23 protein-coding genes are annotated in these 24,780 nt (G+C 75.6%); 15 read left to right on the top strand and 8 right to left on the bottom strand.

Annotated elements, in window-relative coordinates:
• The first annotated feature begins 145 nt into the window (after positions 1-145).
• The 12 genes from ACFWEK_RS03735 (at position 146) to ACFWEK_RS03680 (ending at position 12,422) form a co-directional block, all read left to right on the top strand.
• Entirely contained in the window at positions 146-1,678 is a 1,533-nt protein-coding gene (locus ACFWEK_RS03735) for an ABC transporter ATP-binding protein (protein ID WP_430546816.1), read from the top strand.
• Positions 1,675-3,111 (top strand): ABC transporter permease, encoded by a 1,437-nt coding sequence (locus ACFWEK_RS03730; RefSeq protein ID WP_430546817.1) that lies wholly within the window; start codon positions 1,675-1,677, stop codon positions 3,109-3,111. The genes ACFWEK_RS03735 and ACFWEK_RS03730 overlap by 4 nt, the downstream gene beginning before the upstream one ends.
• On the top strand, positions 3,108-4,406 hold the full coding sequence (locus ACFWEK_RS03725; RefSeq protein ID WP_430546818.1) for an ABC transporter permease: 1,299 nt from the start codon (positions 3,108-3,110) through the stop codon (positions 4,404-4,406). The genes ACFWEK_RS03730 and ACFWEK_RS03725 overlap by 4 nt, the downstream gene beginning before the upstream one ends.
• Positions 4,407-4,408: 2 nt before the next feature.
• Complete coding sequence (locus ACFWEK_RS03720) at positions 4,409-4,834, top strand: cytidine deaminase (protein WP_430546819.1); 426 nt, start codon at positions 4,409-4,411, stop codon at positions 4,832-4,834.
• Positions 4,831-6,150 (top strand): thymidine phosphorylase, encoded by a 1,320-nt coding sequence (locus tag ACFWEK_RS03715; RefSeq protein ID WP_430553140.1) that lies wholly within the window; start codon positions 4,831-4,833, stop codon positions 6,148-6,150. Before ACFWEK_RS03720 ends, ACFWEK_RS03715 begins: the two co-directional genes overlap by 4 nt.
• A gap of 31 nt (positions 6,151-6,181) precedes the next feature.
• Positions 6,182-7,021, top strand: coding sequence for a hypothetical protein (locus ACFWEK_RS03710; protein ID WP_430553139.1), 840 nt, complete (start codon positions 6,182-6,184; stop codon positions 7,019-7,021).
• A 136-nt stretch (positions 7,022-7,157) separates the two neighbouring features.
• Complete coding sequence (locus ACFWEK_RS03705) at positions 7,158-7,412, top strand: hypothetical protein (protein ID WP_430546822.1); 255 nt, start codon at positions 7,158-7,160, stop codon at positions 7,410-7,412.
• 19 nt (positions 7,413-7,431) lie between these two features.
• The gene (locus tag ACFWEK_RS03700; RefSeq protein WP_430553138.1) at positions 7,432-8,547 is read left to right on the top strand and encodes an adenosine deaminase; all 1,116 of its coding nucleotides are present in this window, start codon (positions 7,432-7,434) and stop codon (positions 8,545-8,547) included.
• The gene (gene deoC / locus ACFWEK_RS03695; RefSeq protein ID WP_430553137.1) at positions 8,544-9,275 is read left to right on the top strand and encodes a deoxyribose-phosphate aldolase; all 732 of its coding nucleotides are present in this window, start codon (positions 8,544-8,546) and stop codon (positions 9,273-9,275) included. Before ACFWEK_RS03700 ends, deoC begins: the two co-directional genes overlap by 4 nt.
• Positions 9,276-9,285: 10 nt before the next feature.
• On the top strand, positions 9,286-9,936 hold the full coding sequence (locus ACFWEK_RS03690) for an ATP-binding cassette domain-containing protein (RefSeq protein WP_430553136.1): 651 nt from the start codon (positions 9,286-9,288) through the stop codon (positions 9,934-9,936).
• A gap of 18 nt (positions 9,937-9,954) precedes the next feature.
• The gene (locus tag ACFWEK_RS03685) at positions 9,955-11,508 is read left to right on the top strand and encodes a hypothetical protein (protein WP_430553135.1); all 1,554 of its coding nucleotides are present in this window, start codon (positions 9,955-9,957) and stop codon (positions 11,506-11,508) included.
• Positions 11,509-11,591: 83 nt separating this feature from the next.
• Positions 11,592-12,422 carry a siderophore-interacting protein gene (locus tag ACFWEK_RS03680; protein ID WP_430553134.1) on the top strand — a complete coding sequence of 277 codons (831 nt, stop codon included), beginning with the start codon at positions 11,592-11,594 and terminating at the stop codon, positions 12,420-12,422.
• 7 nt (positions 12,423-12,429) lie between these two features.
• Here ACFWEK_RS03680 and ACFWEK_RS03675 read toward each other — a convergent pair whose 3' ends face one another.
• Both ACFWEK_RS03675 and ACFWEK_RS03670 read right to left on the bottom strand, forming a co-directional pair.
• A complete protein-coding gene (locus ACFWEK_RS03675) occupies positions 12,430-14,277 on the bottom strand; it encodes a phospho-sugar mutase (protein ID WP_430553133.1) in 1,848 nt (615 codons plus the stop codon).
• A 40-nt stretch (positions 14,278-14,317) separates the two neighbouring features.
• The gene (locus ACFWEK_RS03670; RefSeq protein ID WP_430553132.1) at positions 14,318-15,169 is read right to left on the bottom strand and encodes a purine-nucleoside phosphorylase; all 852 of its coding nucleotides are present in this window, start codon (positions 15,167-15,169) and stop codon (positions 14,318-14,320) included.
• A 185-nt stretch (positions 15,170-15,354) separates the two neighbouring features.
• On the opposite strand from ACFWEK_RS03670, the gene ACFWEK_RS03665 reads away from it, so the two are divergent.
• Positions 15,355-16,758: an NAD(P)H-quinone dehydrogenase gene (locus ACFWEK_RS03665; RefSeq protein WP_430553141.1), complete on the top strand. Its 1,404-nt coding sequence runs from the start codon at positions 15,355-15,357 to the stop codon at positions 16,756-16,758.
• A gap of 34 nt (positions 16,759-16,792) precedes the next feature.
• Here ACFWEK_RS03665 and ACFWEK_RS03660 read toward each other — a convergent pair whose 3' ends face one another.
• The gene (locus ACFWEK_RS03660; RefSeq protein ID WP_430553131.1) at positions 16,793-17,317 is read right to left on the bottom strand and encodes an NUDIX domain-containing protein; all 525 of its coding nucleotides are present in this window, start codon (positions 17,315-17,317) and stop codon (positions 16,793-16,795) included.
• A gap of 29 nt (positions 17,318-17,346) precedes the next feature.
• Between ACFWEK_RS03660 and ACFWEK_RS03655 the strand changes: the two genes are divergently transcribed.
• Positions 17,347-18,708, top strand: a complete 1,362-nt coding sequence (locus tag ACFWEK_RS03655; protein WP_430546831.1) for an MFS transporter — start codon at positions 17,347-17,349, stop codon at positions 18,706-18,708.
• Positions 18,709-18,844: 136 nt separating this feature from the next.
• Here ACFWEK_RS03655 and ACFWEK_RS03650 read toward each other — a convergent pair whose 3' ends face one another.
• The 5 genes from ACFWEK_RS03650 to ACFWEK_RS03630 form a co-directional block, all read right to left on the bottom strand.
• Complete coding sequence (locus ACFWEK_RS03650) at positions 18,845-20,635, bottom strand: acetyl/propionyl/methylcrotonyl-CoA carboxylase subunit alpha (protein WP_430546832.1); 1,791 nt, start codon at positions 20,633-20,635, stop codon at positions 18,845-18,847.
• 176 nt (positions 20,636-20,811) lie between these two features.
• Complete coding sequence (locus ACFWEK_RS03645; RefSeq protein WP_430546833.1) at positions 20,812-21,489, bottom strand: Maf family protein; 678 nt, start codon at positions 21,487-21,489, stop codon at positions 20,812-20,814.
• A 17-nt stretch (positions 21,490-21,506) separates the two neighbouring features.
• Positions 21,507-22,433, bottom strand: coding sequence for an AEC family transporter (locus ACFWEK_RS03640; RefSeq protein ID WP_430546834.1), 927 nt, complete (start codon positions 22,431-22,433; stop codon positions 21,507-21,509).
• Between the two features lie 25 nt (positions 22,434-22,458).
• Positions 22,459-24,204: a DUF885 domain-containing protein gene (locus ACFWEK_RS03635; RefSeq protein ID WP_430553130.1), complete on the bottom strand. Its 1,746-nt coding sequence runs from the start codon at positions 24,202-24,204 to the stop codon at positions 22,459-22,461.
• Between the two features lie 46 nt (positions 24,205-24,250).
• Entirely contained in the window at positions 24,251-24,475 is a 225-nt protein-coding gene (locus ACFWEK_RS03630) for a DUF6458 family protein (RefSeq protein ID WP_430546836.1), read from the bottom strand.
• A gap of 39 nt (positions 24,476-24,514) precedes the next feature.
• Here ACFWEK_RS03630 and ACFWEK_RS03625 point away from each other — a divergent pair.
• On the top strand, positions 24,515-24,780 hold a 266-nt coding region (locus tag ACFWEK_RS03625), incomplete at its 3' end, for a glycerate kinase (RefSeq protein WP_430553129.1).

Here is a 24,780-nt window from a genome sequence, read left to right as displayed (position 1 = left end):
GCCCCAGGGCCGCGCCACCGTCTGCACTCTGTGGGGTGACCTGGGTCGGCATCTCCTGCGGACGGCGACGAGGCCGCCCCGGTGAGAGGCTGGCCGCGGCGGGCTCCCCGACCCCCCGACGACCCGCGACGACGGAAGGCAGAGCATGAGGCTCGAGCTGCGCGGCATCACGAAACGCTTCGGCGCCCTCGTGGCGAACGACCACATCGACCTGGTGGTGGAGCCGGGCGAGATCCACTGCCTGCTGGGCGAGAACGGCGCCGGCAAGTCCACCCTGATGAACGTGCTGTACGGCCTGTACCAGGCGGACGAGGGCGAGATCCTGCTCGACGACGAGGCGCAGGCCTTCGAGGGTCCCGGCGACGCGATGGCCGCCGGGATCGGCATGGTGCACCAGCACTTCATGCTCGTCCCGGTGTTCACCGTGGCCGAGAACGTCATGCTCGGGCACGAGTCGACGCGGGCCGGCGGCGTGCTCGACCTGGAGAGCGCGCGCTCCAAGGTCACCGAGATCGCGGACCGGTTCGGGTTCCAGGTGGACCCCGACGCCCTGGTCGAGGACCTCCCCGTGGGCGTGCAGCAGCGGGTCGAGATCATCAAGGCGCTCTCGCGCGACGCCGACGTGCTGGTCTTCGACGAGCCCACGGCCGTGCTCACCCCCCAGGAGACCGACGAGCTCATGGGGATCATGCGGCAGCTGCGCGACGAGGGCGCCGCGATCGTCTTCATCACGCACAAGCTGCGCGAGGTCCGCGCCGTCGCCGACCGGATCACGGTGGTGCGGCACGGCAAGGTGGTCGGCGAGGCGAGCCCCGGCGCGACCGACGCCGAGCTGGCGTCGCTGATGGTGGGCCGCGCCGTCGAGCTGACCGTGCGCAAGGACGCGCCCCGCACCACCGACAACGAGCTCGCCGTCACGGACCTGCGGGTCACGGGCGCGGACGGGCAGGTGCTGGTGGACGACGTGAGCTTCACGGTGCGCGGCGGCGAGGTGCTCGTCGTGGCAGGCGTCCAGGGCAACGGGCAGACGGAGCTCACCGAGGCGCTGGTGGGCCTCCAGGAGCAGGTCACCGGCAGCGTGCGGCTGGACGGCAAGGAGCTGGTCGGCCGCTCGGTGCGCCGGATCCTCCAGGCGGGGGTCGGGTTCGTGCCCGAGGACCGCAACGAGGACGGCCTGGTCGGCGAGTTCACGATCGCGGAGAACCTGGTGCTCGACCGGACGGACGGCCCGCCGTTCGTCCGGCGCGGCGCCCTGCAGCTCGCCGCCCGCGACGAGTTCGCGCGCGAGAAGGTCGCGGAGTACGACGTCCGCACGCAGGGCATCGAGACGCGCGTGGGCCGCCTGTCCGGCGGCAACCAGCAGAAGGTCGTCCTCGCGCGCGAGCTGTCGCGCGAGCTGCGGCTGCTGGTGGCCGCGCAGCCGACCCGCGGCGTCGACGTCGGGTCGATCGAGTTCATCCACAAGCGCGTCGTCGAGACGCGCGACTCGGGCATCCCGGTGGTCGTCGTGTCGACCGAGCTCGACGAGGCCGTGGCCCTCGCCGACCGGATCATGGTGATGTACCGCGGCCGCGTCGTCGGCATCGTGCCGGCGGACACCTCGCGCGACGTGCTCGGCCTGATGATGGCCGGCGTCGCCCCCGAGGGCGGCCCCGATCGAGAAGGAGACGCGGCGTGAGCGGCGAGACGCCCCAGGACCGGGCGCAGGACCCGGCACAGAACCAGGGGCAGGGGCCCGACGTCGACCCCGGGTCGCGGCTCGGCGAGGCGCTCGAGCAGGTCGACGCGGCGGCCGAGCCCGGGCTCGCGGAGGAGCTGGAGCAGGAGGCGGCGCGCGAGCAGGCGGCGGCCGTCGAGGAGTCGGGCCAGCGGTGGCGCGACGCGGTGCGCCGCGCGACGTCGGGCGGCTGGGCCGTCGCCCTGGGCGCGATCGTGCTGGCGGTGCTGGCCGGGTCGGTCCTCATCGTCGTCACCGACGAGAAGGTGCAGGCCGCCGCGCCGTACTTCTTCGCACGTCCGGGCGACACGCTCGCCGCGGTCGGCCAGGCCGTGGGCGGCGCGTACTCCGCACTGTTCCAGGGCGCGGTGTACAACTTCAGCGCCGACACGTTCGCGCAGGGGATCAAGCCGCTGACGCAGACGCTCGCCAACGCCACGCCGCTCATCGCGGCCGGGCTGGGCGTCGCCCTGGCGTTCCGGGCCGGGCTGTTCAACATCGGCGGCCAGGGGCAGATGCTCATGGCGGCCACCGCGGCCGGCTGGATCGGCTTCGCCGTGACCGGGCTCCCGTTCCCGCTGCACCTGCTGGTGTGCCTCGTGGCCGGCGTCGCCGCCGGCGCGCTGTGGGCGGGCATCGCCGGCCTGCTCAAGGCGCGCACCGGCGCGCACGAGGTGATCGTCACGATCATGCTCAACTACGTGGCGCTCTACCTGCTGTCGTACCTGCTCTCGACGCCGGGGCTCATGCAGGCGCCCGGGTCCGCGTACCCGAAGACGCCGCCGATGCAGGACTCGGCCGTCCTGCCGCCGCTGCTCGGCAGCGAGTACAACCTCGACTGGGGCTTCGTGCTCGCGCTGCTCGCGGTCGTCGGGGTGTGGTGGCTGCTCAACCGGTCGAGCACGGGCTTCGCCTTCCGCGCCGTGGGCGAGAACCCCAAGGCCGCGCGGGTGGCCGGCATCGACGTGTCGCGCACCACGGTGCTCGTCATGCTGGTGGCCGGTGGCCTCGTCGGCCTCGCCGGGGCGCAGCAGGTGCTGGGCACGGTGACCTCCGGCTTCAGCACCGACATCGACTCGGGCATCGGCTTCGACGCCATCACGGTGGCGCTGCTGGGCGGGTCCTCGCCGTGGGGCGTGCTCGGCGCGGGCATCCTGTTCGGCGGCTTCAAGGCCGGCGGCTCCGCGATGCAGGCGGCCGAGGGCATCCCGATCGAGATCGTGCTCGTGGTGCAGTCGCTGATCGTGCTGTTCATCGCGGCGCCGCCGCTGGTGCGGGCGGTGTTCCGCCTGCCGCAGCCGGAGCGCACGCCGCGTCGTCGTGAGGGCCGAGGAGAACGCCGACGTGACCGCCGCGGTGCGGGCGCGCCGGGCGCCGGGGAGGGACAGGCATGACCGCCACGACCGTCGACCAGCCCGGGGCCGCGGCCCCGGCCAGCGCGTCGCGCGCCGCCGTACCGGTGACCTGGAAGGCCGTCGTCGGCCTCGGGGTCGTCCTGGTCCTGTACGCGCTGCTGCTGCTCCTGGCGCCGCACGAGGGCTCCGCGCGGTTCGCGCTGTCGACCAGCACCGACTTCGTCGTGCTGTCGACCCTCGTCGTGCCCGCGATGGCGACGGCCTGGGTCTGCGCCGCCGTCGGCCTCGCCGTGCTGGCGTTCGCCGCCGTGCGCACGCGGTCGGGGCGGCGGGTGCCCGTGTGGGCGGTCGCCGTCTTCGCGGCCGCGCTGCTCGTCGGGTTCCTCGCCTGGGCGGGCGCGGGAAGCCCGCGCGACATCTCGGTGGTGGGCCTGCTCGGCGGCGCCATCGGCCTGTCGGTGCCGCTCGTCTACGGCGCCCTCGGCGGCGTCATCGGGGAGCGCGCGGGCGTCGTCAACATCGCCATCGAGGGGCAGCTGCTGGCGGGCGCGTTCGTCGCCGCCATCGTCGCGTCGCTCACGAAGAACCCGTGGGCCGGGTTGGTGGCGGCCGTGCTGGCGAGCGCCCTCGTGGCCCTGGTGCTGGCGCTGTTCACCATCACCTACCGGGTGAACCAGGTGATCGTCGGCGTGGTGCTCAACGTGCTGGTGATCGGCCTGACGAGCTTCTTCTACTCCGAGGTGCTCGTCCCGAACGCCGACACGCTCAACTCGACCGTCCGGTTCCCGCGCCTGCCCGTCCCGGGGCTCGAGAGCATCCCCGTGATCGGGCCCGTGCTGTTCAACCAGACCATCGTCGTCTACCTCATGTACCTCGCGGTCCCGGCGGTGTCGTACGCCCTGTTCCGCACGAAGTGGGGCCTGCGGGTGCGCGCGGTGGGCGAGCACCCCAAGGCGGCCGACACGGTGGGCATCGACGTGCTGCGCACGCGCTACCGGGCCGTGCTGATCGGCGGCGCGGTGGTCGGGCTCGGCGGCGCGTTCTACACGGTCGTGTCGATCAACCAGTTCGGCCGCGAGATGACGGCCGGCGCGGGCTTCATCGCCCTCGCCGCGGTCATCTTCGGCAAGTGGGACCCGCTCCGGGCCGCCCTGGCCGGCCTGCTGTTCGGCTTCGCGACGAACCTGCAGAACGTGCTGTCGGTCGTGGGGTCGCCCGTCCCGAGCCAGTTCATGCTGATGCTCCCGTACGTGGTGACGCTGCTGGCGGTGGCCGGGCTCGTCGGCCGGTCCCGCGCGCCCGCCGCGTCCGGGACGCCCTACACCAAGGAGTAGCGATGACGAGCACTGGTCCGACCGTCGACTGGGAGGCGCTGCGCGCCGCGGCGCGGGACGTCGTCGAGCGGGCGTACGTGCCGTACTCCGGCTTCCCGGTCGGGGCGGCGGCGCTCGTGGACGACGGCCGCGTGGTGGTGGGCTGCAACGTGGAGAACGCCGCCTACGGGGTGACGCTCTGCGCGGAGTGCTCGCTCGTGTCCGCCCTGGTCACGGGCGGTGGCGGCCGCCTCGTCGCGTTCACGTGCGTGGACGGCGCGGGGCGGACCCTCATGCCGTGCGGGCGGTGCCGGCAGCTCCTGTGGGAGCACGGCGGCCCCGACCTGCTGGTGGAGTCCGTCCGGGGCGTCGTGCCCATGACGGCGGTGCTGCCCGACGCGTTCGGCGCACCGGACCTGGACCGTTACCGCGAGGGGAGCGAGGCATGACCGTGCCGGGCAGCATGTCGGGCAGCGAGCCGTTCGACGCCGTCGACGTCATCCGGACCAAGCGCGACGGGCACCCGCTCGAGGCGGCGCAGATCGACTGGGTGGTGGACGCCTACACGCGGGGCGCCGTCGCCGAGGAGCAGATGTCGGCCCTCGCGATGGCGATCCTGCTGCGGGGGATGACGCGCCCGGAGGTCGCGCGCTGGACGGGCGCGATGATCGCGTCCGGCGAGCGGATGGACTTCTCGGGCCTGTCGCGCCCGACCGCGGACAAGCACTCGACCGGCGGCGTGGGGGACAAGATCACGCTGCCGCTCGCGCCGCTCGTCGCGTCGTTCGGGGTGGCCGTGCCGCAGCTCTCGGGCCGCGGCCTCGGGCACACGGGCGGCACGCTCGACAAGCTCGAGGCGATCCCGGGCTGGCGGGCCGCGCTGAGCAACGCCGAGCTCATGGACCAGCTCGAGGACGTGGGCGCGGTGATCTGCGCCGCCGGGGCGGGGCTGGCGCCCGCGGACAAGAAGCTCTACGCGTTGCGCGACGTGACCGGGACGGTCGAGTCGGTGCCGCTCATCGCGAGCTCGATCATGAGCAAGAAGATCGCGGAGGGCACCGGGGCGCTCGTCCTCGACGTCAAGGTGGGCTCGGGCGCGTTCATGAAGGACCTCGACTCCGCGCGGGAGCTCGCCCGCACCATGGTCGACCTCGGCACCGACGCGGGCGTGCGCACGGTCGCGCTGCTCACCGACATGGCCGTGCCGCTCGGCCGCACCGCGGGCAACGCGCTCGAGGTGCGCGAGTCGGTGGAGGTGCTCGACGGCGGCGGCCCGGCCGACGTCGTCGACCTCACCGTGGCGCTGGCCGTCGAGATGCTGGCCGGGGCGGGACGGCCCGTGCCCGAGACCGAGGTGCGCGCGGCGCTGGCCGACGGCCGCGCCAAGGAGGTCTGGCGCCGGATGATCGCGGCGCAGGGCGGCGACCCCGACGCGCCGCTGCCGCGCGCCCGCGAGCGGCAGGACGTGCTCGCGGACCGGTCCGGCGTCCTCACCCGGCTCGACGCGTACGCCGTGGGCATCGCGGCCTGGCGCCTCGGCGCGGGGCGCTCGCGCCGGGAGGACCCGGTGCAGGCCGGGGCGGGCGTCGAGCTGCACGCGAAGCCGGGGGACGAGGTCGCCGCAGGCCAGCCGCTGCTCACGCTGCACACCGACACCCCGGAGCGGTTCGACCGCGCCCGGGCGGCGCTCGAGGGGCAGTGGGTGGTCGACGACGCGGTGGGCGGCGACGCGGCCCGACCGCTCCTGCTCGACCGGATCGGCTGACCGGGCCGGGCGATCGGGAGGGGTCCGGACGATGGCGGCGCGGGCGCTGCGCGCGACGGACGTCCTCGCGCTCCTGGGCGCGTTCGCGGGGCCGACGCCGGAGCTGCCGCCCGCCGGACGGTTCGCCCGCCCGGAGGTGCCCGAGGACCTCGTCCCGGCGCTCGCCGCGCTCGCCCCGGCGGTGCGGGCACGGGTGCTCGACCCGCTCGGCCGACGCGGTCCGCAGCCCGCCCCGGGGCGCCCGCGCACGCTGACGCTCCCCGCCGCGGACGGTGTGGTCGCCCCGGCCCGGCAGGTCGACGAGCGTACGTGCGGCGCGGCGGTGCTGGCCCTGCTCGCGCTCGCGGGCGACCCGCGCCGGGCGCTCGAGCTGAGCCGCCGGCCGCCGGGTGCCGCCGAGATCTTCGCCCGGTCCCAGCGGACGCTGCACGCCCGTGCCACGCGAGGGCCGGGCGGCCTGCCGGCGTGGCCCGTCGCGCTCGGCACTCCGCCGTGGGGAGCGGCCCGCGTGGCCCGGTACGGACCGGTCCGCTACACCCATCGCGTGGTCGGCGGGCGCTCGGGCGCGCGCGTGCTGGCCGCCGCGGTGGACGCTGCGGCCGCGGGCGTGCCCGTCCCGCTGTACTCGGGCGGCGACCTCGCCGGCGGCGTGTCGACGGCGGTGCCCCGGCACGTCGTCCTCCTCACGACCGTGCGGGGCGGCGTCGCGACCGTCTACGAGCCGTCGGCCGGCCGGCTGCACGCGGTGCCGGTCGCGCGGCTCGTCGCCGCCGGCGCCCGGGAGCGCGGGAACGACCCGCTGGCTACCGCCGCGCTGGGCGGCTGGCCGCACGTGGTGTGGGCGCTGCTGCCGCGGGACGCGCGAGGCTGAGGGCCGGCCGCCACCGAGGTGTCAGACGCACGGCCTGCTCCCGTACGTCCTGACAGGGGTCCCGGCTCCTCTGGCGCGCCACGGGGCCGGGGTCCACGATGGGAGCGCACCGCCGTCGAGCGAAGGGACAAGCCCCATGAGCACCGCCCCGGACGACGCCTGGCGGGACGCCGGGCTCGGGAATCCCGACGACACCACGAGCCTGGTCGAGGACGCCCTGACGGACGACGCGGAGGCGGGCGACGCCGCGGAGGCCGGTGGCCGCGTCGAGGAGTACAAGCCGCGCCACGCCCGGCCCGACCTGGACGGCGAGGCCGCGGAGGCCGACGTCGTCGAGCAGAGCCAGGAGGTCCCCGGGCTCGACGATCCCGAGGCCTCCGGCGACGCCTGATCGCCGGTAGGTTGGCCCCATGACGCAAGCCCTCGTCGACCTGATCCCTGCCCTGCCCAAGGTGCTCCTGCACGACCATCTCGACGGGGGACTGCGACCGCAGACCGTCCTCGAGCTCGCCGCCGAGGTGGGCCACGAGCTCCCGGCGTCGGACGCCGGGTCGCTCGGCACCTGGTTCGTCGAGGCCGCCGACTCGGGGTCGCTGGTGCGGTACCTGGAGACGTTCGACCACACCATCGCCGTCATGCAGACGGCCGACGCCCTGGCCCGCGTGGCGCGCGAGGCCGTGCTGGACCTGGCCGCGGACGGCGTCGTGTACGCCGAGCAGCGCTGGGCGCCGGAGCAGCACCTGGCCCGCGGGCTGACGCTGCCGGAGACGGTCGAGGCCGTGCAGGCGGGCATCGACGAGGGCATCCGCGAGGCGGCGTCGCGCGGGCAGATCATCCGCGTCGGGCAGCTGGTCACCGCGATGCGGCACACCGACCGCTGGCAGGAGATCGCCGAGCTCGCCGTCGCCCACCGCGACCGCGGCGTGGTCGGCTTCGACATCGCCGGCCCGGAGGACGGGTTCCCGCCCTCGCGGCACGCGGAGATCTGGCGCTACCTGGCTGAGCAGGACTTCCCGGCGACGATCCACGCGGGGGAGGCGGCCGGGCCCGCGTCGATCGCCGAGGCCGTGCACCTCGGCCAGGCCGACCGGATCGGCCACGGCGTGCGGATCGTCGAGGACATCACGTTCCACGAGGGCTTCGACGACGACGGCGAGCGGCGCGCCGAGCTGGGGCGCCTCGCGCACTGGGTGCGCGACCACCAGATCGCGCTCGAGGTGGCGCCCGTGTCGAACCTGCAGACGGGCGCCACGTCGGCGACGTCGGTGGCCGACCACCCGATCACGCGCCTCAAGGAGCTGGACTTCGCGGTCACGCTCAACACGGACAACCGCCTCATGTCCCGCACGTCCATGACGAACGAGATGACGCGGCTCGTCACCGAGGCCGGCTGGACCATCGACGACCTGGCCGACGTCACCCTGACCGCCGCGTGGAGCGCGTTCATGCACCACGACGAGCGCCGCGCGCTGGTCGACGACGTCATCCTGCCGGGGTACCAGCAGGTCGAGGGAGCGCAGCGATGAACGACGCCGCCCGGTCCGGCCAGGCCGACGTGCCCGCCGACGCCCTCGCGCTCGCGCGGTTCGTCGACCACACGCTGCTCAAGCCGGAGGCCACGACCGCCGACGTCACGGCCCTGGTGGAGGAGGGCGTCGGCCTGGGCGTGTTCTCCGTCTGCATCTCGCCGACGTTCGTCGCGCACGCCGCGCGCGTCGCGGCCGGCCGGATCGCGGTGGCGACCGTGTGCGGCTTCCCGTCGGGCAAGCACGTCAGCGCGGTGAAGGCGGCCGAGGCGGCCCGCGCCGTCGCCGACGGCGCCGACGAGGTCGACATGGTGATCGACGTCGGCGCGGCCAAGGAGGGCGCGTTCGACGCGGTCCGGGCGGACATCGCCGCGGTCCGCGCGGCCGTGCCCGCCGAGCACCTGCTCAAGGTCATCATCGAGGCGGCCGCGCTCACGGACGCTGAGATCGTCGCCGTCTGCCGGGCCGCGCAGGACGCCGGCGCCGACTTCGTGAAGACCTCGACGGGCTTCCACCCTGCGGGCGGCGCGTCCGTGCACGCGGTGGAGCTCATGGCGCAGACGGTCGGGGGGGCGCTGGGGGTCAAGGCCTCGGGCGGGGTCCGGACGCTGGACGACGCGCTCGCCATGATCCGCGCCGGCGCCACGCGGCTGGGCCTGTCCGGGACCGCGGGGGTGCTCGCGGGGTTCTCCGGCCAGCCCGCGCCCGCCGGCGACAGCGGCTACTGAGGGCCGCCGGGTGGCCGCCGAGCCGCTCGTCGACGTCCGCGCGGCCGCGCGCACGCACGGCACGGTCCAGGTCCTGGCGCCCACGTCGCTGACGCTGGGGCCGGGCGAGGCGGCCGCCGTCGTCGGGCCGAACGGCAGCGGCAAGTCGACGCTGCTGCGCCTCGTCGCGGGCAAGGACGAGCCGACCTCGGGCGACGTGCGGGTGCTCGGCCTGCCCGCCGGGCAGGCGCGCCTGCGGCGGCGGGAGGACGTCGCGCTGCTGCTGGGCGGCCTGGCCGCGTACCCCGACCTCACGGTCGCCGAGCACCTGCGCCTCGTCGCGTCGGCGTGGGCGGGCCGGCATGCGGGCCCCGACGTCGAGACGGCGCTCGCGGCGGCCGAGCTGGACCGGGTGCGGCACCAGCTCCCCGGCGAGCTGTCGTCCGGGGAGGGACAGATGTTCGCCCTCGCGACGACGCTCTACCGGCCCGCTCGCCTCGTGCTGCTCGACGAGCCGGAGCAGCGGCTCGACGCCCGATGGCGGGCGGTGGCGCGGCGCCTCGTCTCCGGCGCGCTGGACGCCGGCCGCGCGCTGCTCGTCGCGACGCACGACCCCGACCTGCGCGCCGACCTCGCCCGCCGCGGCCGGGAGGTCGAGCTCGCGGCCCCGGGGCGTCGATGAGGGCACGGTGAGCGCGTCGTGAGCGTGCCCGCGCACGTCGACGACGGCGCCCGCGTGCCGTACCCGCGCTGGCGGCGCTGGGTCGCGTCGCTGCGGCGCCGGACGCTGGTCGTCCGGGCGGCGGAGTCCGGCGGGGACCCGCACGACCGCGTCTACCTCGGGTACGGGGTGGTGCTGCTCGCGCTCGTGTACGGCCCGATCCTGTGGAGCGCCCTCGCCCAGGCGGCCGCGGCGGTGCAGGTGCCCGACGCGGCGGAGGGGCGGGCGGCGCTGCTCGTCGCCGGGTCGGCGCTGGCGCTCGGGGTCGCCGGCCTCGCCGGGCTGGCCGCGTCCCGGGCGGGCGGACCGCTGTGGGCGAGCCGCGCGGAGACGACCTTCGCGCTGTCCGGCCAGTTCCGCCCTCGCGACGTCCTCCGCCGCCGTGCGCTGCTGCTCACCCTCGGCGCCGCGGCCGTCGGCGCCTTCGCCGCGACCGCGGGCGCCGCGGGCCTCGCGGGCGGGCCGGGGGCCGCCGACCCCGCGACGCTCCTCGGCGCGGGGGTGGGGGCCGCGCTGCTGGCGCAGGTCCCGCTGGCCGTGGGCGCGGCGGCGCAGGCGCCGGGACGACGGGGCGCCGCAGCCGGGGTCACCGTCCTCCTGCTGGCGCTCGGGCTGGTCGCGGCCCTGGGGGCGGCGACGCCCCTGGCGGTGCCCGCCCTCGCCCCGGCACCGTCGCCCGCGACCCGGGCCGGCGTCCTCGTGGGCGGCGCGCTGGTCGTCGCCGCCGGGCTGGCGTCGGCGTGGCTGGTGGTGAAGATGCTGCCGGACGAGCTCGACGTCGACGCGGCCGCCGCGGGCCAGTCGCGCACGGTGACGGCCGGCCGCGGTCTGGTGGGCGGCGACTCCGGGGCGGCGGCCGACGTGCTCGGGCCCCGCACGTACCGCGGACGCCGGGCGCGTCTCCCGCGGCCGCTGCTGCGCGCGGCGCCCCTGGTGGCGCGGGACCTCCTCGGCCTGCGACGCCGGCCCGCCGCGGCCGGCGCCGCGCTCGCGACGGGAGTCGTCGGCGCGCTTCTCGTGCGGTGGGGGACCGACGGCGGCCCCGCCGTCGTGACCGTCGCCGGAGCCCTGGCCCTGTACGCGGCCGCGCGGACCTGGTCGGACGGCCTGCACGCGTTCGCCGCCCAGCCGCAGCCGGGCGCCCTCCTGCCCGGCTCCGCCGGGCGCGCCGTCGCCGGCCACGCGGTGGTGCCCGCGGTCCTGGCCGTGATCGCGGCCGCGGCGGGCACGGCGGGAGCGGGGGCGGGCGGCGTCGTGGCGGCGCTCCTCGTGGTCGCCCTGGTGCTCGGCGCGCGCGTCTGGGTGGCGGGCGCGACCGCGGCGCCGCCCGGTCTCTTCACGCCGATGATGACGCCGAACGGCGACATGTCCATGCTGGTCCTGGGCGCGTGGTACCTGCGCGGGTGGCTCGTGGTGGCAGCCGCCGCCTGGCTGCTCCAGCGGGCCGGCCCCGGCACGACGACGGCGGTGCTCGTCCTGGCCCTCGCGGCCGGTCTCGCGGCGGCCGGGGTGCACCGGTTCGCGCGGGCGTGAACCGTAGTGAGCCGACGTGGGCCGACGGGGTGAGCGACGTCACACGCGGGGTGCCGGCCCGGAGAAGTTAGGCTCGCCTCACCATGTCTGACTCGCAGCCCCAGACCCCCGCCGGCCCGCCCACCCGCAAGCGCACCCCTCGGCACGCGACGGTCACGGCCGTCCACCGGGTCACCCCGCACCTGGTGCGGGTCACGATCGCCGGCCCCGAGCTCGCGGCGGTCGAGCCCACCGGGCACACCGACACCTACGTCAAGCTCGTGCTCGGCGAGCTGGCGGACGGCCGCCCCCTGCTGCGCGCGTACACGGTGCGGGCCCGGCGCGACGCGGACGCCGCCGCGTCGGGCGAGGCCGAGTGGGACCTCGACCTCGTGGTGCACGGGGACGAGGGCGTGGGCGGGCCGTGGGCGACGGGGGTCCGGCCGGGGGAGCCGGTGACGTTCCTCGGCCCGGGCGCCGGCTACGCGCCCGACCCGGAGGCGCCGTGGCACCTGCTCGTCGGGGACGACGCCGCGCTGCCCGCCATCGCCGCCGCGCTCGAGGCGCTCCCCGCCGGCGCCGTCGCGCACGCCGTCGTCGAGGTCCCCGGGCCCGAGGACGAGCAGGAGCTGGTCAGCGCCGCCGACCTCACGCTCACCTGGGTGCACCGCGGCACCGGCGACCTCGCCGGCACCGTGCGCGCCGCGCACGCGGCCGGAGACCTCCCCGCGGGCGCGCCGCACGTCTTCCTGCACGGCGAGGCCGGCATGGTGCGCGACCTGCGCCGGTGGGTCCGCGCGGAGCTGGACGTCCCGCGGGAGCTGCTGTCGGCGTCGGGCTACTGGCGCCGCGGCAGCGACGACGAGGACTGGCGCGCCCGCAAGGGCGAGTGGAAGGCCGCCGTCGACCAGGACGACGCCGCCCTGGTCGGCTGAGGCGGGGTCAGAGGCCGAGCGCCGCCCGGAGGTCGGCCTTGATCCGGTCGAGCTTCTTGTGCGCCGCGACGCGCAGCCGACCGACGTCGATCGCCGACGCGTCCGGGGCCACGGGCTCCACGACCTCCAGGTAGCACTTGACCTTCGGCTCGGTGCCGCTGGGCCGCACCACGACGCGCGTGTCGTCCGCGCCGAGCAGCACGATGCCGTCCGTGGGCGGCAGTCCGTCGATGCCGTCGGAGAGGTCGAGCACCTCGGCGACGCCGGCCCCCGCGAGCGTGCGCGGCGGCGCCGTGCGCAACCGCGCCATCGTGTCGGGGATGCGGGACAGGTCGTCGAACCGCACGGAGAGCTGGTCGGTGACGAAGAGCCCGTTCTCGCGGGCGACGTCGTCGAGCGCGTCCACGAGCGTGCGGCCGGCGGCCTTCTCCCGGGCGGCGAGCAGCGCCACGAGCACGGCGGTGCTGAGCCCGTCCTTGTCGCGCACGTGGGCCGGGTCCACGCAGTAGCCCAGCGCCTCCTCGTACCCGAACACCAGCCCGGGGGTGCGGGCGATCCACTTGAAGCCCGTGAGCGTCGTCGCGTGCCCGACCCCGTAGCGGACCGCGATCGACGACAGGACCCGCGACGACACGACCGAGGACGCCACGACCGGGCCCGTGCCCGAGCCGTCGGGCGCGGGCACCTCGCCGCGGGCGATGCGGCGCACCGCCTCGCGCCCGAGCAGGGCGCCCACCTCGTCGCCGTGCAGCATCCGCCAGCCGTGCGAGCGGGCCGTCTCCGCCCCCTGGTGGGTGCCGTGGCTCGGGTCGTAGACGGCGACCGCGCACCGGTCGGCGTCGGGGTCGTTGGCGATGACGACGTCGGCGTGCGCCTCCGCGAGGGCGACCGCCATGTCGATGGCGCCGGGCTCCTCCGGGTTGGGGAAGCGGACCGTGGGGAACGCCGGGTCGGGGTCGTGCTGCTCCTCGACCGGCAGCACCCGCGTGAACCCCGCGTCGGCCAGCACCCGGGCGAGCACGCGACCGCCGACGCCGTGCAGGGACGTCGTGACGACGCGCAGCGCCGCCCGCTCCGTCGGGCCGGTGGACGTGCCGGCACGCTCGGCCAGGTCGTGCACCGACGCGACGTACGCGTCGACCACCTCGCGGCCCAGGACCCGCCAGCCGGACTCGACGCGCGGGACGCCCGACGGCGGCCCCGCCGCGGCGATGGCCTCGGCGATGCGGGCGTCGTGGGGCGGCACGATCTGTGCCCCCTGGCCGGCGTCGGTGACGACCCGCCCGCCGAGGTACACCTTGTAGCCGTTGTCCTGGGCCGGGTTGTGGCTCGCGGTGACCATGACACCCGCGTCGGCGTCGAGGTGGCGCACCGCGAACGAGAGCACCGGGGTGGGCAGGGCGGAGGGCAGCAGCAGCACCTCGTGGCCGGCGGCGGTGAGCACCGCGGCGGTGTCCGTGGCGAACGTCGACGACCGGTCGCGGGCGTCGTAGCCGACCACCACGCGCGCCGCCGCCCCCCGGCCCAGCACCGACGTGAGGTACGTACCGAGGCCTGACGCCGCGGTCGTCACGACCGCGCGGTTCATCCGGTTCGGACCGGGTGCCATCGCGCCGCGCAGCCCTGCGGTGCCGAACTGGAGCGGACCGGCGAACCGGTCGCGCAGCAGCGCGACGGCGTGCTCGCGGGTGCTCGGTCGCTCGGACGACGTCTGCTGGGCCAGCCGGGACAGCTCGGCCTTGTCGTCGTCGTCGACGTCGTAGCGGATCCAGCGCTCCACCGCGTCGAGCAGGATGGGCAGTTCGGTCGCCGTCGCGGCCGGCTCGTAGGACGGGTCGTCGGTGTCCAGGCTCATGGCGGGGTCCCCTCGGTCGGGTGCTCGGCTCGGTGCGCGCTTACAGGGCGGTGACGATGCGGGCGAGGAGCTCGCTGATGCGCGGGCCGGCGGCCTGGCCGGCCTCCAGCACCTCCTCGTGCGACAGCGGCTGCGGGCTGATGCCCGCGGCGAGGTTGGTCACGAGGGACACGCCGAGCACCTCCATGCCGGCGTGCCGGGCGGCGATGGCCTCGAGCGTGGTCGACATGCCGACGAGGTCCGCGCCCATGAGGCCGGCCATCTTCACCTCGGCGGGCGTCTCGTAGTGCGGCCCGTGGAACTGCGCGTACACGCCCTCGGGCAGCTCCGGGTCGACGCCGCGGGCGATCTCGCGCAGCCGCGCCGAGTACAGGTCGGTGAGGTCGACGAACGTGGCGCCCTCGAGCGGCGACGTGGCCGTGAGGTTGAGGTGGTCGCGGATGAGCACCGGCTGACCGGGCCGCCACGCGATGTGCAGGCCGCCGCAGCCGTTGGTGAGCACGACGGTCTCGCAGCCGGTGGCCGCCGCGGTGCGCACCCCGTGCGCGACGCGCCGCACGCCCTTGCCCTCGTACAGGTGCGTGCGTCCGCCGATGACGAGCGCGTGCCGCACCGCGCCGTCGGGTCGCTCCACGCGGATCGAGCGCGTGGTCGCCGCGTGCCCCGCCACGGCGGGGCGGGCGAAGCCGGGGATCTCGTGCGTCGGGATCTCCGCGACGACGTCGCCGACCAGCTCGGCGGCGCCGCCCCAGCCGGAGCCCAGCACGAGGGCGACGTCGTGACCGGGCACCCCGGTCGCCTCGGCGATGTGGTCGGCCGCGGCGCGGGCGACGTCGAACGGGTCGGTGGTCGGGTCGTCGAGGTCCCCGACGCTGCGGCTCGTGGTGCTCATGGTCCCGAGGGTAGTCCGGGCCGCGACCCGTCGCCGCGCCGACACCGGGGCCCCGGCGGCCTGACACAATGGCCCCCGTGCCCTCCGTGAACACCCCTTCCCCGGACACCTCGCCGGCCACCACCCCCGACAGCCCGGCCTCCACCGTCGCCGCCACCCCCGGCGTCCCCGAGACCGACCCGCGCCTGCCGCACGTCGTCGTCGTCGGAGGCGGCCCGGGCGGCTACGAGGCCGCCCTCGTGGCCCGCCGGCTCGGCGCCCGCGTCACCGTCGTCGAGCGCCACGGGCTCGGCGGCGCCGCCGTGCTCACCGACGTGGTGCCCTCCAAGACCCTCATCGCCACCGCCGAGTGGTTCACCACGGCCGAGCAGGGCCCCGAGCTCGGCGTCCGTGGCGAAGCCCCCGCGGGCGAGCGTCGCGACCTGGTCGACCTCGAGGCCGTGAACGCCCGCGTGCTCGCGCTCGCCGACGCGCAGTCGCGCGACATCCACTCCCGGCTCGAGCGCGAGGGCGTCGAGATCGTCGCCGGCGCAGGCCGGCTCGATGGCCCGTCGCGGGTCGTCGTCGACACGGGGACGGGCACGACGACGCTCGACGCCGACACCGTGCTGCTCGCCGTCGGCGCCACGCCGCGCACGCTGCCCACCGCCGTCCCCGACGGGGAGCGCATCCTCACCTGGACGCAGCTCTACGGCCTCGCCGAGCTCCCCGAGAAGCTGATCGTCGTGGGGTCCGGCGTCACGGGCGCGGAGTTCGCGGGCGCCTACCAGGCACTGGGCTCGCAGGTCGTGCTCGTCTCCTCCCGCGACCGGGTGCTGCCCGGCGAGGACATGGACGCCGCCGAGTTGCTGGAGGGCGTCTTCCGCGCCCGCGGCATGACCGTCATGTCGCGGTCGCGTGCGGCGTCCGCCGTGCGCACCGAGGACGGCGTCGCCGTCACGCTGACCGACGGCCGCGTCGTCGAGGGCTCGCACGTGCTCATCGCCGTCGGCGGGGTGCCGTCCACCGCCGGCATCGGCCTCGAGGAGGCGGGCGTGCGCCTGTCGGCGAGCGGCCACGTCGAGGTGGACCGCGTGTCGCGCACCTCCGTGCCCGGTGTCTACGCCGCGGGCGACTGCACCGGCGTGCTGCCGCTCGCGTCCGTCGCGGCCATGCAGGGCCGCATCGCGATGTCGCACGCCCTGGGCGACGCCGTCGCGCCGCTCAAGCCGGGTCGCGTCGCCGCCAACATCTTCACCGCGCCGGAGATCGCCACGGTCGGCCTCAGCGAGTCGACGCTCCGCGAGCGGGGCTACCGGTACGTCACGACGACGCTGCCGCTGGCGCGCAACCCGCGCGCCAAGATGCTCGGCATGCGCGACGGCTTCGTGAAGCTCTTCGCCCACCCGGACGCCGGCGTCGTGCTCGGCGGCGTCGTCGTGGCCCCGCGCGCCAGCGAGCTGATCTTCCCGATCACCCTCGCCGTCGCGCACCGCCTCACCGTGGACGACGTCGCCGACTCGTTCACGGTCTACCCGTCGCTCTCCGGGTCGATCGCCGAGGCCGCCCGCGTGCTGCACGGGCAGTCGGGGGAGGACGCCGCCGTCTGACGGCCCCGTGCCGGGCGCGTCGGGACCGGCCGGGTCAGGACCGGCCGTCGAGCCGCGCCCGCAGCGCGGGCCACGCCGTCGCGAACGCGGGCAGCAGGGGGAGCGTCGTCACCTCGTCGACGGCGACCCACCGCACCTCCAGGCTCTCCGGGTCGGCCGCGCCGGGCGTCACGCGGGCGCCCGGCGCGACGTCCGCGAGCACGGTGGTGTAGGCCCAGGGGCCGTGGTCGAGCACGTGCGTGCCCAGCACGTGCACCGCGCGCGGCTCGACGGCCGCCTCCTCGAGGCTCTCCCGCAGCGCCCCGTCGACGGGCGTCTCGTCCGGGGCCAGCGCGCCGCCCGGCACGCCCCACGTGCCGCCCTGGTCCGACCAGACCGCGCGGTGCTGCAGCACGACGTCGGTCACCGGGCCGAGTTCGCCCGGGGTGCCCGGCCCGCGGCGCGCGAGCAGCAGTCCCGCCGCGCCGTAGAGGCCCCAGTGCCGGTGGTCGCCGCAGGCCACCCAGCCGTCCCCGGGGTGCCGGTGGAGGGTCTCGCGCGGGGGAAATCGGCTGGGCACGCGGTCAGGCTACAGGCGACGATGGCACGGTGAGCGCCCACGGCACCGATGAGTTCCCCGACCCCGCACCGTCATCCACCACCATGGACGACGAGGCGGCGGACCCGCGCGACGAGATGCCCGGCTGGAAGCGGAACGTGGCGATCTTCCTCACCGGCCAGACGATCTCGCTGCTCGGGTCGATGCTCGTGCAGTTCGCCGTGATGTGGCACCTGACGATCGTCACGCAGTCGGGGTCCGTGCTCATGCTCAGCATCGTGTTCGGCATGCTGCCGCAGGCCTTCATGTCGATCTTCGGCGGGGTGTGGGCGGACCGGCACTCCCGCAAGCTGCTGATCATCGGCGCGGACAGCGCCATCGCGACGATCACGCTGGCGCTCGCGCTGCTCATGCTCTCCGGCGTCGACGACCTGTGGCTGATCTACGTGGCGCTCGCCGTCCGCTCCACGTTCGCGGGCATCCAGACCCCCGCGGTGAACGCGATGGTGCCGCAGATCGTGCCGGCGCCCCAGCTCATCCGCATCAACGGGATCAACCAGTCCATCCAGTCCGGCATGATGCTGCTCGCCCCCGTGGTCGCCGCCGCGATCTACGCGAGCTTCGACATCGTCGCGGTGTTCTTCGTGGACGTCGTCACCGCGGTGCTCGGCATCGGCATGCTGCTGCTGGTCACCGTGCCGCGACTGGTCCGGCACGACGACGCCGCGCCCGAGGGCGCCGGCACGGAGAAGCCGAGCTACTTCGGCGACCTGGCCGCGGGCGTCCGCTACATCCGTGGCCACGGCGCCGTGAAGTGGCTCATGACGATCTTCGCCACCACGATGGTGCTCATCGGCGCGCCCTCCTACCTCACGCCGCTGATGGTGACCCGCACCTTCGGCGACGAGGTCTGGAAGCTCACCACCAACGAGGTGTTCTGGGCGGCGGGGATGCTCGCGGGTGGGCTCGCGATGGCGTTCGTGGGCACCCGGGTCACGAACCGGGTGGTGCTGATCGTCGGGAGCACCCTCGCGGCGGGGGTGTTCACCGCGGGGCTCGGGCTGGCCACGAACATGTGGGTCTTCTTCGTCCTCGGGCTGCTGATCGGCGTCACGTTCACGCTGATGTCCGCCCCCAGCATGGCCATCCTGCAGGAGACCGTGGAGCCCGAGATGCAGGGCCGCGTCTTCGGCTTCGTCGGCATCGTCATGACCGTCGCCATGCCGCTGAGCATGGTGGTCTTCGGCCCGCTCGCCGACCGCTACTCCGTGCAGGTGCTGCTCGTCGTCGCCGGCGCGCTGCTCGTCGCCTTCGTCGTCGCCGTGCTGTCCGTGCCCTCCGCGCGGCGGTCGCTGGCCGCCATCGCCCGCCCGGCCGAGCCCGCCGAAAGGGTTCCCGACCCCGCGAGGTAGTACGAGAGCCCGCGAGGTAGCAGGGGCCCTGCCGAGGTAGTACGGGTTGCGTGGGGCGTACTACCTTGCCCGGACCCGTACTACCTCGCCCGGCCCCGTACTACCTCGGCTCGGTGGGGATGGGACCGCCTCGGGGTCAGTCGACGATCTCGCAGATCGCGGCGCCGGCGGTGACCCCGTCGCCCGGGGCCGCGGACAGCGACCGCACGGTGCCCGCCTTGTGCGCGAGCAGCGGCTGCTCCATCTTCATGGCCTCGAGCACGACGACGAGGTCGCCCTCGGCCACCTGGGCGCCGTCCGCGACCGCGACCTTCACGATGGTGCCCTGCATGGGCGACGCGAGGGTCGCGCCGCTCGCGGCGGACGACGCGCGGCCGTTGCCGCGGCGGGCGGGGCGGCGGGCGGCGTTCGCACGGCGCGCGCGACCGGCGGCCACGCCGAGCCCGGCGGGCAGCACGACCTCGAGGCGGCGGCCGCCGACCTCGACGACGACGCGCTCGGCGAGCTCCTCGGCCGGCTCCTCGGCGTCGGGCACCGGTGCCGGGGCAGCCGGCGCGAGCTTGCCCAGCTCGTCCGCGAAGTCCGTCTCGATCCAGCGGGTGTGCACGCGGAAGGGGGAACCGTCGGTGGGGACGAAGTCCGGGGCCTCCATCACCGCGCGGTGGAACGGCACGACGGTGGGGATGCCCGCGACCTCGAGCTCGCGCAGCGCACGGCGGGCTCGCTGGGCCGCCTGCTCGCGGGTGGCGCCCGTGACGATCAGCTTGGCGATCATCGAGTCGAAGGCGCCCGAGATCGTGTCGCCCTCGACGACACCGGTGTCGACGCGCACGCCCGGGCCGGACGGCCAGCGCAGCGTGGAGACGGTGCCGGGGGAGGGCAGGAAGCCCGCGGCCGGGTCCTCGCCGTTGATGCGGAACTCGAACGAGTGGCCCCGCACGGTGGTGGAGTCGTACCCCAGCGGCTCGCCCGCCGCGATGCGCAGCTGCTCGCGCACCAGGTCGATGCCGGTGACCTCCTCGGTGACCGGGTGCTCGACCTGCAGGCGGGTGTTGACCTCGAGGAACGACAGGGTGCCGTCGGTCCCGACGAGGAACTCGCACGTGCCGGCGCCCACGTACCCGGCCTCGGCGAGGATGGCCCGCGACGCCCGGTCGAGCTCGGCCTCCTGCTCCGGGGTGAGGTACGGCGCGGGCGCCTCCTCGACGAGCTTCTGGTGCCGGCGCTGCAGCGAGCAGTCGCGGGTGGAGACCACCACGACGTTCCCGTGCGCGTCGGCGAGGCACTGCGTCTCGACGTGGCGCGGCCGGTCGAGGTACCGCTCCACGAAGCACTCGCCGCGGCCGAACGCGGCGACCGCCTCGCGCACCGCGGACTCGTACAGCTCGTCGATCTCGTCGTCGGTGCGGGCGACCTTCAGGCCGCGGCCGCCGCCGCCGAACGCCGCCTTGATGGCGATCGGCAGCCCGTGCTCGGCCGCGAAGGCGTGCACCTCGTCCGCGCCCTGGACCGGGTCGGATGTGCCGGGCACCAGGGGCGCGCCCGCGGCCTGCGCGATGTGCCGCGCGCTCACCTTGTCGCCGAGGGACTCGATGGCGGCGGGCGGCGGCCCGATCCACACCAGCCCGGCGTCGAGCACGGCCTGGGCGAACTGGGCGTTCTCCGACAGGAACCCGTAGCCGGGGTGCACCGCGTCCGCGCCGGAGCGGCGCGCGACGTCCAGCAGCTTCTCGACGTCGAGGTAGGTGTCGGCGGCGCGCTGGCCCTGCAGCGCGAACGCCTCGTCGGCGAGCCGGACGTGCAGCGCGTCTCGGTCGGAGTCGGCGTAGACGGCGACGGAGGCGATCCCGGCGTCGGTGCAGGCACGGGCGATGCGGACGGCGATCTCGCCGCGGTTCGCGACGAGGACCTTGCTGATGGTGGGCACGGCTCACGGTAACGCGTGCGCCGTCGTCCGCCGGCACCCGCGCGACGCCTGCGGAGAAGTCTGTGCCGGGTACCAACGACGATCCGGGCCGTTTGGAGGGATCCCACATGGACCCGGGCGGTAGGTAGTGCCGGAGGCGCCCGGAGTTGGTGGTTTCGGCAGTGGGTCCGAGCCGCTCAGCGGGGGTCGCGGAGCGACCGCCAGGGGATCTCCAGCTCGCCCAGCAGCTCTCGCAGCAGCGGCAGGCTCAGCCCGACGACGCCGTGGTGGTCGCCCTCGATCCGGTCCACGTACGGGCCGCCGAGGCCGTCGATCGTGAACGCGCCGGCCACGTGCAGGGGCTCGCCCGTCGCGACGTAGGCGTCGATCTCCTCGTCGTCGACGTCGGCGAAGTGCACGGTCGTGGACGACGACGCGCCGAGCGTGCCGCCCGTGCCGCCGTCCTCGGGGTCGCGGGCGTCCACGAGCCAGTGGCCCGTGTGCAGGACGGCCGCGCGGCCGCGCATCGCGCGCCAGCGGCGGCGGGCGTCCTCGGCGTCCGCGGGCTTGCCGAGGATCTCCCCGTCCAGCTCGAGCATCGAGTCGCAGCCGAGCACGAGGGCGGACGCCTCGTCCTCGCCGCCGTCCTCGAGGCGGGCGCTGACCTCCTCCGCCTTGGCCTGGGCCAGGACGAGGACGGCGTCGGCGGGGTCGAGGTCGCCGCCGAACCCGGCGCGCGCGGCGTCGAGCACGGCCGGCTCGTCGACGGACGAGACGACGACCCGCGGTGTGACGCCGGCTGCCGCCAGGGTGGCCAGGCGGGCGGGGGACTGCGAGGCGAGGACGAGGCGCACGGGCGCGGTGGAGGCAGGCACGTGCGCACCCTAACCAGTCAGCCGGTGTGCAGCAGCAGCGACGACACCAGCAGGACGACGGGCGACGCGACGGTCGTGACCAGGATGGTGTCGCGCGCGAGCAGCTCGCCGGTACGGAAGCGTGCCGCGTAGTTGTACACGTTCTGGGCCACGGGGAGCGCGGCGAGCGTCACCGCCGTCGCCACCTGCGCGGGGTCCAGCCCGAACGCGTACCGCGCGAGGACGAAGGCGAGCGCCGGCATGACGACCGCCTTGAGCACCGACGCGACCACGACGGCCGTGCGCCCGCCCGGCTGCTGGAAGGGGCGCGACCCGTGGAGCGACATCCCGAAGGCGAGGAGGATCATCGGCACGGCCGCGCCGCCGAGGATCTCCAGCGGCGCGAGCACCGGCGCCGGGACGCTCCAGCCCGTCAGCGAGACGACCGCGCCCGCGAGCGAGCCGAGGATGATCGGGTTGCGCACCGGCTGGGCCAGCACGAACCCCACCGACACCCGCCCCGACGTCTGGGCGTCCAGCACCAGCAGCGTCACCGGGGCGAGGATCAGCAGCTGCAGCAGGATCACCGGCACGACGGCGGCGGGGTCGCCGAGCACGTACACGGCCACGGGCAGGCCGATGTTGTTGGCGTTCACGTAGCCGGCCGAGACCGCGCCGATCGTCGCCTCCGTGGCGGGGCGGCGCAGCCAGAGCAGGTTGACGACGACGAACACCGCCGCGACCGCCACCGCGGCGATCGCCTGCACCAGCAGCGGCGCCTGGAAGAGCTCGCCGACGTCGGCGTCCGCGATGACCGTGAACAGCAGCGCGGGGCTGGCGACGAAGAACCCGATGCGGTTCAGCGCGGTCCGGGCGTCGGGCCCGCCGAGGCGCAGGCGTGCCGCGACGTACCCGACGGCGATGACCACGCCGATGATCGCGAAGCCGGTGAGGATGCCTTCCATGCGGGGCGGGGGGGAGCGCGCCGCGTCAGCGGGCGTCGCGCAGGGCGCCGGTCAGCACGTCCAGGCCGACCGAGCCGAGGCTGAGCGCCCGGGCGTGGAACGCCCGCAGGTCGAACTCCTCGCCGCGCGCCTGCGCCGCCGCCCGGGCGTCGTCGCGCGCCTGCTCCCACAGCCGCTGGCCCACTTTGTACGACGGCGCCTGGCCGGGCCAGCCGAGGTACCGGTTGAGCTCGAAACGCACGAACGACTCGGGCATGTTGACGTTCGCCTTGAGGAACGGCCACGCCTTCTCGGCGTCCCACACCCCGCCGCCCCACTGCTCGGGGGCGGGCTTGCCGAGGTGCACGCCGATGTCGAGCACCACCCGGGCCGCGCGCATCCGCTGCGCGTCGAGCATGCCGAAGCGGTCGCCCGGGTCGTCGAGGTGGCCGAGGTCGGCCATGAGCCGCTCGGCGTACAGGGCCCAGCCCTCGCCGTGCCCTGAGACCCAGCACATGAGGCGGCGCCACGAGTTCAGCGTGTCGCGCGCGACGACGGCGGCCGCGCACTGCAGGTGGTGGCCGGGCACGCCCTCGTGGTAGACGGTCGTCTTCTCGCGCCAGGTGTTGAACTCGGTGACGTCGGCGGGCACCGACCACCACATGCGCCCGGGCCGGGAGAAGTCGTCGCTCGGGGGCGTGTAGTAGATGCCGCCGGTCTGGGTGGGGGCGATGCGGCACTCGATGGTGCGCACCGGGCCCTCGATGTCGAAGTGCGTGCCCGCGAGGTCCTCGATGGCGGCGTCCGCGGTCTCCTGCATCCAGCGGCGCAGCGCGTCGGTGCCGTGCAGCGTGCGGGCCGGGTCGGCGTCCAGCGCGGCGACGGCGTCCTCGACGCTCGCGCCGGCACCGGCGATCTGGCGGGCCACGGCCTCCTGCTCGGCCACGATGCGGGCGAGCTCGTCGAGGCCCCACTCGTACGTCTCGTCGAGGTCCACCTCGGCGCCGAGGAACTCGCGGGAGAAGCGCGCGTAGCGCTCGCGGCCCACGGCGTCGCGCTCCGGCGCCTGCGGCGCGAGGTCGCGCTCGAGGAACTCGGCGAGGCGGGCATAGGCACCGCGGGCGGCGGTCGCGCCGCGCTCCAGCTCGGCGCGCACGAGGCTGCACGCGCTCGACTCGTCCAGGACGGCGGCGGCGTCGTCGCTGCGCACGAGGCCGTCGAAGAACGACTCGTGCCCGTCGAGGCCGGCGAGCTCGCGCGACTGGGACACGCCCTCGCGCACCTGGCGGATCGCGGCGACCTGGCCGCGCCGCGCGGCCTCGGTGAGCGACGCGACGTAGCCGTCGATCGCGTCGGGCACGGCGCCCAGGCGCGCGGCGACGTTCTCCCAGGCCTCGACCGAGCCGGTGGGCATGAGGTCGAAGACGTCGCGCAGCTGCTGCACCGGCGACTCGATGTTGTTGAGGCTCGCCAGCGGCTCGCCGGCGTCGTGCAGCTCGAGCGCCAGGCCCACCCGCTCGCGCATCGCGGCCAGGGTGACCCGGTCGACGGCGTCCAGCGGGCCGCCGTCGCGCTCGGCCACGTCCAGCTCGCGCAGCACGGCGCGGTCCGCCTCGGCCCGCTCCTCGTGCCCGGCGGGGGACAGGTCGGTCATGCGGTGGTCGTGACCCGGCAGCCCGATCGCGGTGGCGAGCAGCGGGTCGAGCTCGGCGGACCGGGCGACGTAGGCGTCGGCGACGGCGTCGACCGCCGAGGGGGTTCGAGGGGCGGCCGGGACGGTGTGCTGAGTCACACGCGAAGCCTAGCCCCGCTCGGCCGCGCGCCCGGCTCCGGTCCGCTCAGGCCGGCGGGGGCTGGCGGCGGTCGTCGTACCGCTCGACGGTGTGGCTGGTGTGCGCCCGCTGCCGGTTCTGCACGAGTCCCAGGATCAGCGCGAGCACCCCGGCGCCGATGCAGATGTAGCCCACGATGTTCAGGTTGACGACCTCCCAGGTGTCCGGCGCGATGGCGAATGCGAGGACGGCGCCGACGACGATGAGGAAGATGCCCGTTCCGATACCCATGAGCTGCCTCCGTTCTGCTGAGTCCGGGCTCGGACGCCCGTGCCTCGATCCTCGCGGGGTCCCTCTGTGCTCGCGCGCTGTGCCTGCGGGACCTGCCCGCGAGACGTTCCCGCGAGACGAGGACGCCCCGGCCCGGCGGCTCGGCTAGCCTCGGGCCTCGTGCACGAGGACGTGAAGGACACCCCCGCCCCCCGCACCCGACCCCTGAGCGTCGTGGTCGCCCCCGACTCGTTCAAGGGCAGCGCCACGGCGACGCAGGTGGCCGCGGCCCTCGCGGCCGGGGCCCGCGCCGCCCTGGGCGGCGA

The organism is Isoptericola sp. NPDC060257, from assembly GCF_042726645.1.
In the GTDB taxonomy this organism is placed as follows: domain Bacteria; phylum Actinomycetota; class Actinomycetes; order Actinomycetales; family Cellulomonadaceae; genus Isoptericola; species Isoptericola nanjingensis.
This window is presented reverse-complemented; position numbering and strand designations above follow the sequence as displayed.